This window comes from Paenibacillus sp. P22, assembly GCF_000469945.2.
In the GTDB taxonomy this organism is placed as follows: domain Bacteria; phylum Bacillota; class Bacilli; order Paenibacillales; family Paenibacillaceae; genus Paenibacillus_O; species Paenibacillus_O humicus.
Genome location: NZ_CBRA020000133.1, coordinates 1 through 11,819 on the forward strand (window position 1 = coordinate 1; position 11,819 = coordinate 11,819).

General features: G+C 59.6%; 15 protein-coding genes. 5 read left to right on the top strand and 10 right to left on the bottom strand.

Features of this window, described 5'->3' with window-relative positions; all coding sequences use genetic code 11:
* The first annotated feature begins 327 nt into the window (after window positions 1-327).
* Together BN871_RS17990 and BN871_RS17995 are read left to right on the top strand one after the other, a co-directional pair.
* A complete protein-coding gene (locus BN871_RS17990; RefSeq protein WP_021880232.1) occupies window positions 328-924 on the top strand; it encodes a DUF948 domain-containing protein in 597 nt (198 codons plus the stop codon).
* Window positions 925-1,063: 139 nt separating this feature from the next.
* On the top strand, window positions 1,064-2,221 hold the full coding sequence (locus BN871_RS17995) for a PP2C family protein-serine/threonine phosphatase (protein WP_048748213.1): 1,158 nt from the start codon (window positions 1,064-1,066) through the stop codon (window positions 2,219-2,221).
* 86 nt (window positions 2,222-2,307) lie between these two features.
* On the opposite strand, the gene BN871_RS18000 is transcribed toward BN871_RS17995, so the two are convergent.
* From BN871_RS18000 to BN871_RS18030, 7 genes are all read right to left on the bottom strand, one after another.
* Window positions 2,308-2,517: a hypothetical protein gene (locus BN871_RS18000; RefSeq protein WP_048748214.1), complete on the bottom strand. Its 210-nt coding sequence runs from the start codon at window positions 2,515-2,517 to the stop codon at window positions 2,308-2,310.
* On the bottom strand, window positions 2,504-2,860 hold the full coding sequence (locus BN871_RS18005) for a YxlC family protein (protein WP_048748215.1): 357 nt from the start codon (window positions 2,858-2,860) through the stop codon (window positions 2,504-2,506). The genes BN871_RS18000 and BN871_RS18005 overlap by 14 nt, the downstream gene beginning before the upstream one ends.
* The gene (locus BN871_RS18010) at window positions 2,844-3,404 is read right to left on the bottom strand and encodes a sigma-70 family RNA polymerase sigma factor (RefSeq protein WP_048748216.1); all 561 of its coding nucleotides are present in this window, start codon (window positions 3,402-3,404) and stop codon (window positions 2,844-2,846) included. The genes BN871_RS18005 and BN871_RS18010 overlap by 17 nt, the downstream gene beginning before the upstream one ends.
* 144 nt (window positions 3,405-3,548) lie before the next feature.
* Window positions 3,549-4,757 carry a magnesium transporter CorA family protein gene (locus BN871_RS18015; protein ID WP_048748217.1) on the bottom strand — a complete coding sequence of 403 codons (1,209 nt, stop codon included), beginning with the start codon at window positions 4,755-4,757 and terminating at the stop codon, window positions 3,549-3,551.
* A gap of 150 nt (window positions 4,758-4,907) precedes the next feature.
* Window positions 4,908-5,690, bottom strand: coding sequence for a sigma-70 family RNA polymerase sigma factor (locus tag BN871_RS18020; RefSeq protein WP_094248204.1), 783 nt, complete (start codon window positions 5,688-5,690; stop codon window positions 4,908-4,910).
* On the bottom strand, window positions 5,687-6,148 hold the full coding sequence (gene rsbW / locus BN871_RS18025) for an anti-sigma B factor RsbW (protein WP_021880238.1): 462 nt from the start codon (window positions 6,146-6,148) through the stop codon (window positions 5,687-5,689). The genes BN871_RS18020 and rsbW overlap by 4 nt, the downstream gene beginning before the upstream one ends.
* 37 nt (window positions 6,149-6,185) lie before the next feature.
* On the bottom strand, window positions 6,186-6,506 hold the full coding sequence (locus BN871_RS18030; RefSeq protein WP_021880239.1) for an STAS domain-containing protein: 321 nt from the start codon (window positions 6,504-6,506) through the stop codon (window positions 6,186-6,188).
* Between the two features lie 200 nt (window positions 6,507-6,706).
* Here BN871_RS18030 and BN871_RS28530 point away from each other — a divergent pair, with 200 nt between their 5' ends.
* The 3 genes from BN871_RS28530 (at window position 6,707) to BN871_RS18045 (ending at window position 9,330) form a co-directional block, all read left to right on the top strand.
* Window positions 6,707-6,862, top strand: a complete 156-nt coding sequence (locus tag BN871_RS28530; RefSeq protein WP_021880240.1) for a hypothetical protein — start codon at window positions 6,707-6,709, stop codon at window positions 6,860-6,862.
* Between the two features lie 101 nt (window positions 6,863-6,963).
* A complete protein-coding gene (locus BN871_RS18035) occupies window positions 6,964-7,506 on the top strand; it encodes a general stress protein (RefSeq protein WP_021880241.1) in 543 nt (180 codons plus the stop codon).
* A 273-nt stretch (window positions 7,507-7,779) separates the two neighbouring features.
* Window positions 7,780-9,330, top strand: coding sequence for a DHA2 family efflux MFS transporter permease subunit (locus BN871_RS18045; protein WP_048748219.1), 1,551 nt, complete (start codon window positions 7,780-7,782; stop codon window positions 9,328-9,330).
* Between the two features lie 60 nt (window positions 9,331-9,390).
* Here the strand turns inward: BN871_RS18045 and BN871_RS18050 are convergent, their stop codons facing one another.
* From BN871_RS18050 to BN871_RS26285, 3 genes are all read right to left on the bottom strand, one after another.
* Window positions 9,391-10,500 carry an FAD-binding oxidoreductase gene (locus BN871_RS18050; protein WP_232313167.1) on the bottom strand — a complete coding sequence of 370 codons (1,110 nt, stop codon included), beginning with the start codon at window positions 10,498-10,500 and terminating at the stop codon, window positions 9,391-9,393.
* 219 nt (window positions 10,501-10,719) lie between these two features.
* Window positions 10,720-10,920 (bottom strand): hypothetical protein, encoded by a 201-nt coding sequence (locus BN871_RS18055; protein ID WP_021880245.1) that lies wholly within the window; start codon window positions 10,918-10,920, stop codon window positions 10,720-10,722.
* A gap of 14 nt (window positions 10,921-10,934) precedes the next feature.
* Complete coding sequence (locus BN871_RS26285; RefSeq protein ID WP_021880246.1) at window positions 10,935-11,426, bottom strand: YtxH domain-containing protein; 492 nt, start codon at window positions 11,424-11,426, stop codon at window positions 10,935-10,937.
* Between the last annotated feature and the right edge of the window lie 393 nt (window positions 11,427-11,819).

Below are 11,819 nucleotides of genomic sequence, written 5' to 3' on the forward strand. Positions count from 1 at the left end.
AACCCGCCGGACGACTGTGCCGTCCGCTGTTGTAGCAGTATTAACCGAGCCCGCAGGGGCCGAAACAACAGAGGGCATGCCTAAATTTTCCTACATCTATGACAAGATATTGCGAGAGACAAGGGCATGACGAGATAGGGCGGGAGAAAGGGGCGGGAGGCGCGACATTGCCCAGGACGCAGGGATGGATATCTCCTTCTGCATAGGCGGAATGCCGGCAGCCGCGGACAGGAGGAGGAAGAAAACGGCTTGATTGGATCGGCGGCCTGACGGGTAAAGACGTAAAAATCAAGCGGGCAGTCGCATGACCGCCAAGGAGGAAATGAAATGAGCATGATCTTGGAGATCAGCGTACTGATTATCGCCCTTTCGATCGCCGTTCTCGTCGGATTTTTGGTTCAGACGCTGCGCAAAGCCCAGCATTCGCTGGAAGCGGCAAGCGGAGCGATCCGCGAGGTTCAAGGGGCCGTCAAGGAATGGAAGGGCGATGTGGATGCCCTCGTCGTGAGCGTCAAGGATTTGACAAATCAGGTCAACCACCAGATCGATGCCGTCGATCCGTTGATGGCTTCGGTTCGCGAAGTCGGCAAGACGGTGCACGAAGTGGCGTCGGCCGCGCGGGAGTTCTCCTCCGGCTGGACCAACAAGCTGCGCCGCAAGGCGCATGAGTCGGCCGTTCATGCTCAGCTGGAAGAAGGCGCGGCAAGCGCGGCGGCTGCATCCGAGAAATCTTTTAGCGGCGCGGCTGCCGCTTATGCCGGAACGGCGGTCCCGCTGCGGTCCGGTACGCCGGCGACGGGAGAACGCCCGTCCAAGGTTCCCGTTCTTGCGGAGGAAGCTTCTTCCTCTCCGGCATGGGTAGGCTGGCTGGATGTAGGCATTCAGGCGGCGCGCCTGCTTCGTGCAGGCAAGAGCAAGGCGTAAGCAAGCGGCCAGCCGGCGGAAGGCTTCCGCTGGCTGGACTTTATCGGCTACATGGGCTACCATTAGGACAGAAAAAAGGCGGCAGAGGGACAAATCTTCCTTCTGTTTTTGCCATGATTTCCGGGGAGATTACATTAACATGCGCATAGTAGTAGTAGACGACAACGCGATGAATATAACGGTCGTTCAGGAAATGCTCAAGCGGGCCGGATACAGGGATATCCGGGCAGCCTCCTCGGGCATGGAGCTGTTCTCGATTCTCGGCTTGTCCGAGAATGGGGAAGAGATGCGCGAAGGAGCGCCTGATCCTGGCGTCGATCTGATCCTTCTGGATATGATGATGCCCCGCATCGACGGCATTGCGGCATGTCTGGCCATTCAGGCATCAGAGCGGCTTAGGGATATTCCTGTCATCATGGTGACGGCCATGGGTGACTCCAAGAAGCTGGCCGAGGCGCTCGATGCCGGTGCGATCGACTACGTCACCAAGCCGATCAACCGGATCGAGCTGCTCGCCCGAATCCGCGTGGCGCTGCGGCTCAAGCAGGAGAAGGATTGGCATAAGGAGCGCGACAGGCGCATCCGCGAGGAGCTTCAGCTCGCGAAGGAAGTGCAGTCGGCCGCACTGCCCGCCCGCCTGGAGGAAAGCGGCATCCGGATCGACGCGCTCTATCAGCCGTCCGAGGAGCTCTCCGGCGACCTCTATGCCTGGAACCGGATCGATGAGAACCGCTACGGCATCGCCGTCATCGATGCGATGGGCCACGGGATCTCTTCTTCTCTCGTCTGCATGTTCATCGCTTCCGTCCTGCGGGACGCGATGGTGACGAGAGTGGAGCCGGTCCGCGTCATGGAGGAGCTCAACCGGCGGGCGCTGCAGCTGCAGTTCGCCGATCAGCTCATCCAGTATTACTTCACGGCTCTCTATCTGGTCGTGGACCTGGCCAGCGGCACCGTCGAGTATGTCAATGCGGGCCACCCGCCGGGCATTCTGGTCCGCTGTGATGCCGCCCTTCCGCAGGAGAGGCTGTCCGGCGGCGGCATGGCGGTCGGAATGTTCGAGGACGTCTCCTTTACCAAGCATGTCCTGAAGCTGCAGCCGGGCGATCAGCTGCTGCTGTTCACCGACGGCCTGCTCGAGCTCGTCACCGGCCCGGAAGAGAGCCGGCTGGATACGCTGCTGGATCATTTGGCCGGCACGGTGCGCCATACCGGATCCCTGCAGGAGCTGGTGGGCGGAGAAGAAGGACTGGAACGGCCCGATGACTGCTGTCTGGTCCGGATTCAGATCAGCTGAAGAGGCTCCTGTCCAGCGAATCAAATGAGAAAGGCTGCACGCCTGTCATCCGGGGATGACGAGCTTGCAGCCTTTTTGCATCCGATTCAGCGCTTCTTGATCCATTTGTACCAGACATAGTAGACGAGAAGGGGGGTAGGGAAATGAAGAAGGCCCCAGATGCCCCAAAACCAGCGGCTGCGTCCCCGGCGCCCCGCATCGATGAACAGCCAGGTGCTCTGGGCCAGCAGCAAGGTGAAGACGAGGATCCAGACATAGATCGGCACATCGCTGATGGAAGGGTTATTCCTGCTCATGGGCGGCAGCCTTTCTTCCGGAAGCAAGCTTGAGCGCGCACGCGGCAGCCGCTCCGACGGTAACGAGAAGCTGGGCCGCGAGATAAGGAACGAGCGCGAACGCGGCTGCGCAGAATACAACCCCGAGCACGAGCGCGGCGACGCCCCAAAAGAGGAGGAGATCGCGAAGCAAAGCCTGGCGCTGTCTCGCCTGGACGGTTCGTACAAGCCCCTCCAGCTCGCTCAGGCCGGGGCTCCCTTCATCCGGCACCTCCCGGTCCAGCTGCCGCAGCTCGCGGACAAGTCTCGCTTCGACATCCATTTCCATGCCGTTCGCCGATTCCTTCTCATCCCATTCCTTCATGGGCATCCAGCTCCTTCCGCAGGCGGGCCAGACCGTGATGGACGCGCGACTTGGCCGTCCCCGGCGATACGCCTGACATCGTTCCGATTTCTTCGTACGAATAGCCGTAATAATGCTTGAGCAGCACGGCGGCTCGATGTTCCACCGACAGCGCCTCCAGCGCCTCCAGCAGCTCGATGGACAAGCCGGGACAGGCTTGCTGCAGGCGCAGCCGTTCGGAGTCCCGGTACGCCCTCAGCCAGCGGCTTCTCCGGTCCTGCTTGCGCCTGTCGTCGAGAAACGCATGAGTCGCTATCTGCAGCAGCCAGGTTGTGAATTTTGCTTCCGACCGGTAGCTTCTGATCCCTTCAATGGCTCGGATCGCCGTTTCCTGAGCCAAATCCTCGGCATGAGGAAGGCTCAGCGTAAGCTTGATCAAGTACTTTTTCAAAAAGGGATAATGCTCGTGAAGCAGCGAAGCCAGCGCTTCCGGGCTGCCCTTGCGTGCGAGAGCTTCCCGGCTGCCCATAGAAATGTCCGCAGCAAGCTTGCTTGAATCTGTCATCTTCGCTCCATCCTGACCCGCCGGCGTTTTTGGCCCGCCTCGGCTTGTTTGTTGTCGGCCGTTAGTATATTTGTCGCCTGCCGGCGTTGAAACGTTCACCGGGAATCAAAAAAAGAATAAACGCTTTGCATCGCGCAAAGAGGTTTATTCTTCTTCGGATGGAGACCCCGGATAAGGCCGCCGGCTGCGACCGCCCGCGGAAGGCGATTTCCGGAACTTGCGGCGTTGACGGCGCTCGGGAGCCCGTGCGGCCGATCTGGAATTCGGAGAAGCCGAAGCCGAGGAATCGCCGGAAGGAGTCGACGGCCGGTCGGTGAGCAGATCGCCGGTCCAGCCTTTGTGCCACAGCCAGGCATAGAGAGCGCAAGTAACGGCAACGACGGCAACGCACATGATGATGAAGCCCCATTCGGAATTTCGGCCCGGCAGATGATGGAAGTTCACGCCCCACAAGGTTCCGGCGATGGTGGACGGAACGAACAGGGCGGTGAAGATGGTCAGCGTCTTCATGATGTCGTTGCCGCGGAAGTTCGCGATCGCGTCGTCCATGGCGATCAGCGTGTCCATCTCCGACGTGTAATGGGTCAGCAGCGAGTCGATCCGCTCCAGCTTGTAGCTGAGCCGCTGGAAGGAGGCCGACTGCACGATACCATCCATGAACGCTTCCTTGGCGGCGTCATGCACTTCGCGGACGGGGAGGAAGAGATGATTCCAGTGAAGCAGGTCATGGCGCCGCTCGAAGATGACGGGCAGCAAGGCGGTCCGGTTGCGGTTATGCACCGCATTCTCGAGTCCGGTCAGCCGCCGCTCGAATTCGTCGAGGCCGCTGTGGAACACCTCAAGGGCGGCGCTCAGCAGAACGGCGAAGCCTTCGGGAGCGGTGGCGCAGCGTTCCATCGATTCGGACCAGGCGGATGTCTGCAGCCGCAGCGGCAGCCGCAGATCCTCATGCCAGGTGACGAGGCGCGATTCCTGCAGCCAGAAGTGGAGAGGGCGGGTGTCGCGTCCTTGCTCCGACAGCTGGATCATCAGCGTGCCGGAGAGAATGGAGACGCCGCCGCCTTCCTCCGTGTACGAGACGAGATTGTGGCGGCGCTCCGAGGCTTCCCGAATCCATGAGCTGCAAAAAGGAAGCTCTCCGCACAGCCTGGACGTCTGCTCGGCGCGGCCTTCCTCGGCCGCAGCCTCCACTTGATCCGACGGGCCGGGAGGAGGCGCCGGGGTTCGCGACTTGCGGCTTCCGAGAGGGGGAGGAGGTGCTTCATCCGTGCTTCCCGGGGCTGCGGAATCCCGCTGCTCTTGAATGATATGCCATTCCCAGCCTGCCGCATAACGGAGCTTGCGGTGAATCATCGGCGCGCCTCCTTCCATGATGAATCGATCTTCAACATCATACCCCGAAGAGGTGCTGCTTACAACCGGACTCCGGGCAAGATGAAAAAACCGCATCCGGCAAGCCGGATGCGGCCAGTGAAAGACGATAGGAGGGCAAGAGGCGCCGAATCAGGCTTCATCATAGGCTTGTCCGTCTTCCGACAGGAGCCGTTTGAGCTTGTCGATGGCTCTCCTCTGTATGCGCGAGATGCTCATCTGGGAGACGCCTAGCCGATCGGCGATGAGACGCTGCGGAATGCCTTCCTCGAACGCGAGCATAAGCACCTGCTGCTCCTCCGGCTTCAACTGCTGGAGAGCAGCCTGCAGGTCCATCTTCTTGTCGACGGAATCGAAGTCGTCCGCCTGGGAGCCGATCAGCTCGCCGAGCGTCGTCGTGCTCTCGTCCTCCGATATCGGCGTATCGAGCGAAATATAATGATACAAGTCGCGGCCGCCGAGTATTTCCAGCGTTTCCTCGGTCGTAAGCTCCATCCGCTCCGCAATCTCTTCTACCCGGGGAGACCGCTCGAGGCGTATGGTCAGCTCGTCGATAGCCTGCTGGACGGCAATCCCTTTTTCCTTGATCCGCCGCGGAACCTGAATATACCAGGATTTGTCCCTCAGGTAGTTCTTCATATGGCCGATGATGCTTTTCATCGCATAGGGCTCGAACTGGACTCCCATCGAAGCGTCGAACTGGGCGAACAATCGAAGCAGGGCCATCTGGCCTACCTGATACAAGTCTTCGTATAGATCGGGCCGATTCCGCGCGATTTTGCCGGCTGCCATCTTGACCATCGGTTCGTAATGGGTGATAAGCAGCGTAGCCGTATCGTTGTTGGGATTGCTTTGATATTCCAAAATCAAGGCCGTGCCCGCTTGCGGCGATTGGCTAGCCGGGTTCATGGTCATGCCAATTCCCCACTTTTTACCAGACGTTTGGTAAGAACGACCTCCGTCCCGATCTCGCTGCGCACTTCGACCTCATCCATAAGCGCCTGCATCAGGTAGAGACCGAGTCCTCCCGCCTGAATGTCATGGATGGACTTGCCATGCAGAGGCTCCGCTTTTTGAGCGACGGAAGCGGCGTCGAAGCTGGCTCCTTCGTCCTTGACGATGATCGACAGCGCATCGGGGGTGCGGACGAAACGGATCTCCATTTCACCGGCTCCGTCCGAATCCGCGTGCCCCGCATATGCATAGAGCACAGCGTTGTTGCAGGCTTCGGATACGGCGACCTTCATATCTTCGATTTCTTCATACGTGAAGCCGACTTTGGTCGCGACTCCGTACAAGGTAAGACGAATCAGATCCAAATATTCGGATCTCGCCGGGAGGCGTAGAACAATTTTCTCTTCTGCAGAATTCATATCTTTTTTCGGTCCTTTCTCGGCGCAGGCGGAATTCTTAGGATTTGGTCAAAAAAGGAGTGATGCCGGTCATATCGAACAGCTTGCGGATACCCGGAGGGATGGCTTCGACCTCGAAGGGGGCGTTCTTGGCATGACGGGCTTTGAGCACGGAGACGAAGATGCCGATTCCCGTACTGTCAATATATTTAAGGTCACTCAGGTTAAGGATGAGCTCGCGGTCGGTCAGCTCCATAAGGGGAGCCATGGCGGCTCTGAGCTGGGACGCGGAGTCAAGGTCAAGCTCTCCGCTCAGGTAGACGATGCAGCGTCCTTCCTGAGTTTCGGTGCGCAGTTGGAACTTCTCGTTCTGGTTCATAGATCCCTCTCCTGATTAAGTGTCATAACAAAATGATTTCATTAAATGCTCATACAGCATAAATAACCTGTCCGTGGACATCTGAAACAGCTTTTGAACCGGTTTATCCATAAATATATTCTTTCCAGCGGCAGTTTTTCCTTCCAGAGGCATGGGTAATGAACCCTAAGCGAAATCGCAAGCGAAGGGAGGAACCGCATATGGATAACCGCAACGTACAAGTCGAAGAACGGCATGTCGAGCATAAGTCGGACTCCAGCATGGTAGCGGCCACATTCATCAAATACGCCGCTTACATCATCATCTTCTTCGGAGTGCTGTACTTCCTGATCCGCTATATCATCCCCATGTTCTGATCCGGTATGCGCCATGGCTCCGCGCGGTCCGCATGGGGCGGACACCGCGGGGGAATAGTGAGAATCGGCCCTACAATTTTGAATTGAAGGAGGAAGTCAGAATGAGCAAGACGATTGCTGTTTTCGACAATCAGGAAAATGCCGTCAAGGCGGTTCAGGCGCTCCGGAGCGGAGGATTCGCGCCGGATGAGATCAAGGTTCTCGGACGGGACCGCGACTCGATCCGCTTCATCGAATCCGACACCGACGTCCATGCCGACGAGCTCCAGGACATCAAGGAAGCCCGCCGCAACGACTCGGGAGCTTACCCGCTGGATCGAACGGGCTTTGTCGTCGGCGCCGCGCCGTTCGGCGGCAATACCATTTCCAGCGGCGGAGCGCCGTTTTTTGCCGGCGGATACGTGCTTGCCGACGATGTCATCGGCGGAGATACGCCGTTCGAGTCGATCTTCAAGGAGCTTGGGCTCAGCGAGAGCCTGGCCGAAAAGGCGAGGGACGCCGTTGCGGAAGGCGGAATCGTATTGATCGCCGATCGCGAGGACGGGTCGGACAGCGTCTACGAGGCCGATGGTCCTTCCCAGGATACGCTGGCCGGAGCCGAGGCGATCTTCCGTTCCAATGGCGCCACGACGATTCTGACCTAAGGAATGCCTTGCCATGCGGCCGCCTGCGGGCGGCTTTTTTGCGTTGCAGCCGAATCGCATTTATATAGAAGAAACAGCCCTACAGATGCTGTACGGGGTCAAAAACGAGCCTAAACGGAAGCAGGAGGCCTCTTTTGCGGACAATAGTCCGGTAGGCGGCGGCTCAGCCGGTTTGACGCTCCAAACGTTTTAGAAGTAAAATTTAATTCAATGAGTTAATTTCCGGGCCCTAACGCCTGGGTATAGAGAGAAAGCGAGAGTGGTGAAAACCGTATGAGTACCGCAAGTCCAACCGCTGCGGGAGGAGCAGCCGGATTCAAAAGAGCTCCTCTGGTAGCTGCATTGATTATAGGAGCTTTCGTGTCGCTGCTCAACCAGACGCTGATCAATGTCGCCCTGCCCCAAATGTCCGAGGATTTGAACATCACGACGAACACGGCCCAGTGGCTCACGACGGGCTTCATGCTCGTCAACGGCATCCTTGTTCCGCTGAGCGCTTATTTGGTCGCCCGTTTTTCAACGAGGCTGCTGTTTATTTTATCGATGGTTCTGTTCTGCATCGGCACCGTCGTCTGCGCCGTCGCGGGAGGGTTCCCGGTCCTGCTGACGGGCCGCTTGATCCAGGCCGCCGGCGCCGGCATCCTCATGCCGCTCATGAACGTCGTGTTCCTGACGATCTTCCCGGTCGAGAAGAGGGGCCAGGCGATGGGCATGATGGGCATCGCCATGATTTTCGCGCCGGCCGTCGGCCCGACGCTGTCGGGATGGGTCATCCAGCATTACAGCTGGCCGGTGCTCTTCTACATCGTCCTGCCGATCGCACTTGTCTCGCTCGTTCTCGGCATTTTCCGCATGCGCAACGTGCTGCCGCAGTCCAAGCCCGTTCTTGATTACTGGGGCGTCGTCCTGTCGACCACCGGCTTCGGCGGCCTTCTGTACGGCTTCAGCGAAGCCGGCACGAAAGGCTGGGACAGCCAGCTCGTCCTCTGGATGCTCATCATCGGGGGCGTCAGCCTCGTGCTGCTCGTATGGCGGCAGCTCGTCATCAAGAACCCGATCCTGGAGTTCCGCGTCTTCAAATTCGATATGTACACGCTGACGACCATCATCAACATTCTCGTGACGATGGCCATGTACGCCGCGATGATCCTGCTTCCTCTGTACCTGCAGAAGATTCTGGGCTTCACGCCGATGAAGGCCGGTCTGCTGCTGCTTCCCGGCGCGATCCTCATGGGCATTATGAGTCCGGTCACCGGCATCATCTTCGATAAAGTCGGAGCCCGCTGGCTCGCGGTCACCGGCCTTGCCATCACGGTCGTGACGACGTTCGAATTCAGCAGGCTGACCGACAACATGAGCTATACGCATCTGATCTGGCTGTATACCGCCCGGATGTTCGGCATGTCCATGCTCATGATGCCGATCATGACCGCGGGCCTGAACCAGCTCCCAAGGCGGATGATCGCATACGGAACGGCGATGTCCAATACCTTGAGGACCGTTGCCGGCGCTCTCGGCACGGCGCTGCTCGTGTCGATCATGAGCAGCAGCGCGAAGAGCAAGGGCGCCGAGATGATCACCGCCGCAGGACTTGATCCGAAGGACGCCGCGAACGCCAAAGCCGTCCTGCATATCACCCAGGAAGCGACGATCCACGGCATCAACCTGGCCTTCCTGGTGGCGACCTGGATATCCGCAGCCGCGCTCGTGCTGGCGTTCTTCATCCGCAAGACACAGCCGCATGTCGAGGTCACCTCGACACCGGACAGTCCCGCGAAGCCTGCGGGCTCCGCCCAGACTCCGGCAGCAAGCTCGCAGCAATAAAAAAAAGAACGTTAAAAAAACCTCCTTTGTCCGTTCCACGGGCAAAGGAGGTTTTTTACGTCATATTCTCCCCGGACGGTCGAGGGCGACAAGGCTGGCCAGCGGATGCTCGAAGCCGAGGATGAAATCGCGGAGAATGGATGCCCCCAACATGCTGTGTACGGTTCCGTTGCCCCCGTAGCCAAGGCAGTAGTAGACGTTCCTCCAGGCAGGATCGCGGCCGATGAAGGGGAGATTGTCCAGCGACTCTCCGAACGCCGCGCTCCATCCGTATTCGAGCGTGCTGTCCAGCATGGGGAACATGGAGGCGAGGCTGCGGGACAGCTTGTCCATCCGGCGCAGGCGCTCCTGCCCGTCATGGACAGGAACGGCCGTCGGCTCGTCCAGGCCGCCGATGACCACTCTCCCCTCGGGAGTCGTACGGACGTAGAGGTAAGGACGGGCCGTCTCCCAGATCATCATGCGCTCGTGCCAGTCTGCGAACGATGACTGCACCGGCGTGACTCCGGCAAAGGAGCGGTTGATCTCCGCTTTGAGGAGCTTTCCCCTCAGCTCTTCGGGCTCGTAGCCGACGGCATAGACGACATGCTCGGCCTCGACGATCGAGCCGCCTGCCGTCTCCAGCCGGTGGACTCCATCGGTGCCGGTCGCATGCCGCGCCACCTCGGTTCCTTCATAGACGGCCGCTCCGTTCGCCGCCGCTTCCGCGGCAAGGGCATGAACCAGGCGGAAAGGGTTCACTTCCGCATCGCCCCGGGTCACGACCGCTCCCGGACCGGAAAACGGGAAGCGGGACCGGATATCCTCGGCACTCCAGTAATCGACGGGAAATCCGGCTTCATGCAAGGCTTTATACTCCTCCTGCACGCCCGCAAGGTCCTCCTCCGTGGAAGCGAGGTAGAGGCTGCTGCGGCGGCGGAAGCCGGTGTCCGCCGGAAGCGATCCTGCCACCTGGGCGAGGCGCTCCACCGATTCCTTGCATGCGCGGTAAAAGCGTACCGCATCCTGCTTGCCGATCTGCTCCATCAGGCGGCAGAGCATGATGTCGTTGGAAAACTGCAGCAGGCCGGTATTGGCCGCACTGCTTGCCCCGGCGACGGTATCCCTTTCCAGCACGCAGCATGAGATGCCGCTCCTCGCAAAGAGAAGCGCGCACAGCGCGCCGGACATGCCCCCCCCCGATAATAGCGGCCTTCACCTTCGCATGGCCTTCAAGGGCGGAGTAGGAAGGAACGGCAGCAAGCGTATGAGGCCAATACAGGGTTCCAGCGTGATGGTCTTTCATGGCGGTGCACCTCCCGCCTTATTATGAACGATTACGCTGAATTCATGAGGATACGCCAAAAAGCGGCGCCGTCCGATGATGGACAGCGCCGCTGCTTGGGGGGGTCAGTCCTGGGCCGGATCGGGAACGAGCCCATCCTCTTCGAGCTCGGAATTGGTGCGCATCCTTTCCATGTCCTTGCCGAGCCGCTTCATATCCTGCTCGTCCTGAACCATGGAGCCGTTGCGCGCATCCTCGATATCCCGGTGCTTGCTGCCGGCCTGGCCGTCAGGCTGGGGGAATTCCTCCCGGGTGCCTCCGCTCATGGCCATCGCCCTCCTTAGTTGTTGAAGCTGGAGTTGGATTTGGTGATGGAAGGGGTGTCCTTCATCGCCTTGTCGTGGTTGTCGGAAGCTTCGCTCTTGATGTTGTCCATATGCCGGGTCGTCTCCGAAGCGACCTTCTGCGCATGGTCCTTCACGTCCGCCACGGCATCCTTCGTTTCCGCGATCGCGGTCGCCGCCGTTTCCTTGATGGCATCCTGCTGGATCAGCGCCGCATCCTTGGCCTTGGCGGCCAGCTCCTGAACCTTGGAGGTGAGGGCGGAAGCCTTCTCGCCCGCCGTGCTTGCGACGCCCTTCGCCTGCTCGGAGAGCATGGCTCCCTGACGCTTGGCGTATTCAGCCGCATCCGAGGATTTGCGGGCGAGATCGGAGCGGAGCTCCTTGCCTGCCTTCGGTGCGAACAGCAGTGCCGCCGCCGCGCCGATCGCGCCGCCGATCAGAAGTCCCTTTGTCATTCCGCCGCTTTTTGCCGTTGTTTCGTTTGCCATATCCGTTCATCTCCTTCAAGTGGTTGTTGTTGATTTTATAAACGTCTGCACGTCCGTTGAAACCTTAATTGCGGTCGCCGGCAGAAGGTTATCTTTGGAAGGAGTGGTGAACGGGCCGCCCGGACTGGTATAATGAATCGTCATGTTGAACGCTGCCGGAGCCGGACGGTTTGAACCTGCGGAGAGCCGGCAGAATATGAAGGTAGGATAACGTCCCGCGGGCAGGCAAGTCCGGCCGCGGGGGACGGGAAGGATGCTGAGGATGGAACAACGTAACGAAGCTTTCCGTGACGGCGTGGAGCTGTCCATGACGACGAGAGGGGAATGGAAGGAGAACAGCCATGCCGGGCATCTGGCTGCGCGGCATGCGTCCGGCGCGCCGGCCGCGAGCGA

What these genes read in the sequence shown, in the direction of transcription:
- BN871_RS18055 (WP_021880245.1), bottom strand. Translation starts at nt 10,920, where the DNA reads ATGAGCGGAGGCACCCGGGAGGAATTCCCCCAGCCTGACGGCCAGGCC.
- BN871_RS18035 (WP_021880241.1), top strand. Translation starts at nt 6,964, where the DNA reads ATGAGCAAGACGATTGCTGTTTTCGACAATCAGGAAAATGCCGTCAAG.
- BN871_RS18010 (WP_048748216.1), bottom strand. Translation starts at nt 3,404, where the DNA reads ATGACAGATTCAAGCAAGCTTGCTGCGGACATTTCTATGGGCAGCCGG.
- BN871_RS18050 (WP_232313167.1), bottom strand. Translation starts at nt 10,500, where the DNA reads ATGTCCGGCGCGCTGTGCGCGCTTCTCTTTGCGAGGAGCGGCATCTCA.
- BN871_RS17990 (WP_021880232.1), top strand. Translation starts at nt 328, where the DNA reads ATGAGCATGATCTTGGAGATCAGCGTACTGATTATCGCCCTTTCGATC.
- BN871_RS18020 (WP_094248204.1), bottom strand. Translation starts at nt 5,690, where the DNA reads ATGACCATGAACCCGGCTAGCCAATCGCCGCAAGCGGGCACGGCCTTG.
- BN871_RS18000 (WP_048748214.1), bottom strand. Translation starts at nt 2,517, where the DNA reads ATGAGCAGGAATAACCCTTCCATCAGCGATGTGCCGATCTATGTCTGG.
- BN871_RS18015 (WP_048748217.1), bottom strand. Translation starts at nt 4,757, where the DNA reads ATGATTCACCGCAAGCTCCGTTATGCGGCAGGCTGGGAATGGCATATC.
- BN871_RS26285 (WP_021880246.1), bottom strand. Translation starts at nt 11,426, where the DNA reads ATGGCAAACGAAACAACGGCAAAAAGCGGCGGAATGACAAAGGGACTT.
- BN871_RS18030 (WP_021880239.1), bottom strand. Translation starts at nt 6,506, where the DNA reads ATGAACCAGAACGAGAAGTTCCAACTGCGCACCGAAACTCAGGAAGGA.
- BN871_RS28530 (WP_021880240.1), top strand. Translation starts at nt 6,707, where the DNA reads ATGGATAACCGCAACGTACAAGTCGAAGAACGGCATGTCGAGCATAAG.
- BN871_RS18045 (WP_048748219.1), top strand. Translation starts at nt 7,780, where the DNA reads ATGAGTACCGCAAGTCCAACCGCTGCGGGAGGAGCAGCCGGATTCAAA.
- BN871_RS18005 (WP_048748215.1), bottom strand. Translation starts at nt 2,860, where the DNA reads ATGAAGGAATGGGATGAGAAGGAATCGGCGAACGGCATGGAAATGGAT.
- rsbW (WP_021880238.1), bottom strand. Translation starts at nt 6,148, where the DNA reads ATGAATTCTGCAGAAGAGAAAATTGTTCTACGCCTCCCGGCGAGATCC.
- BN871_RS17995 (WP_048748213.1), top strand. Translation starts at nt 1,064, where the DNA reads ATGCGCATAGTAGTAGTAGACGACAACGCGATGAATATAACGGTCGTT.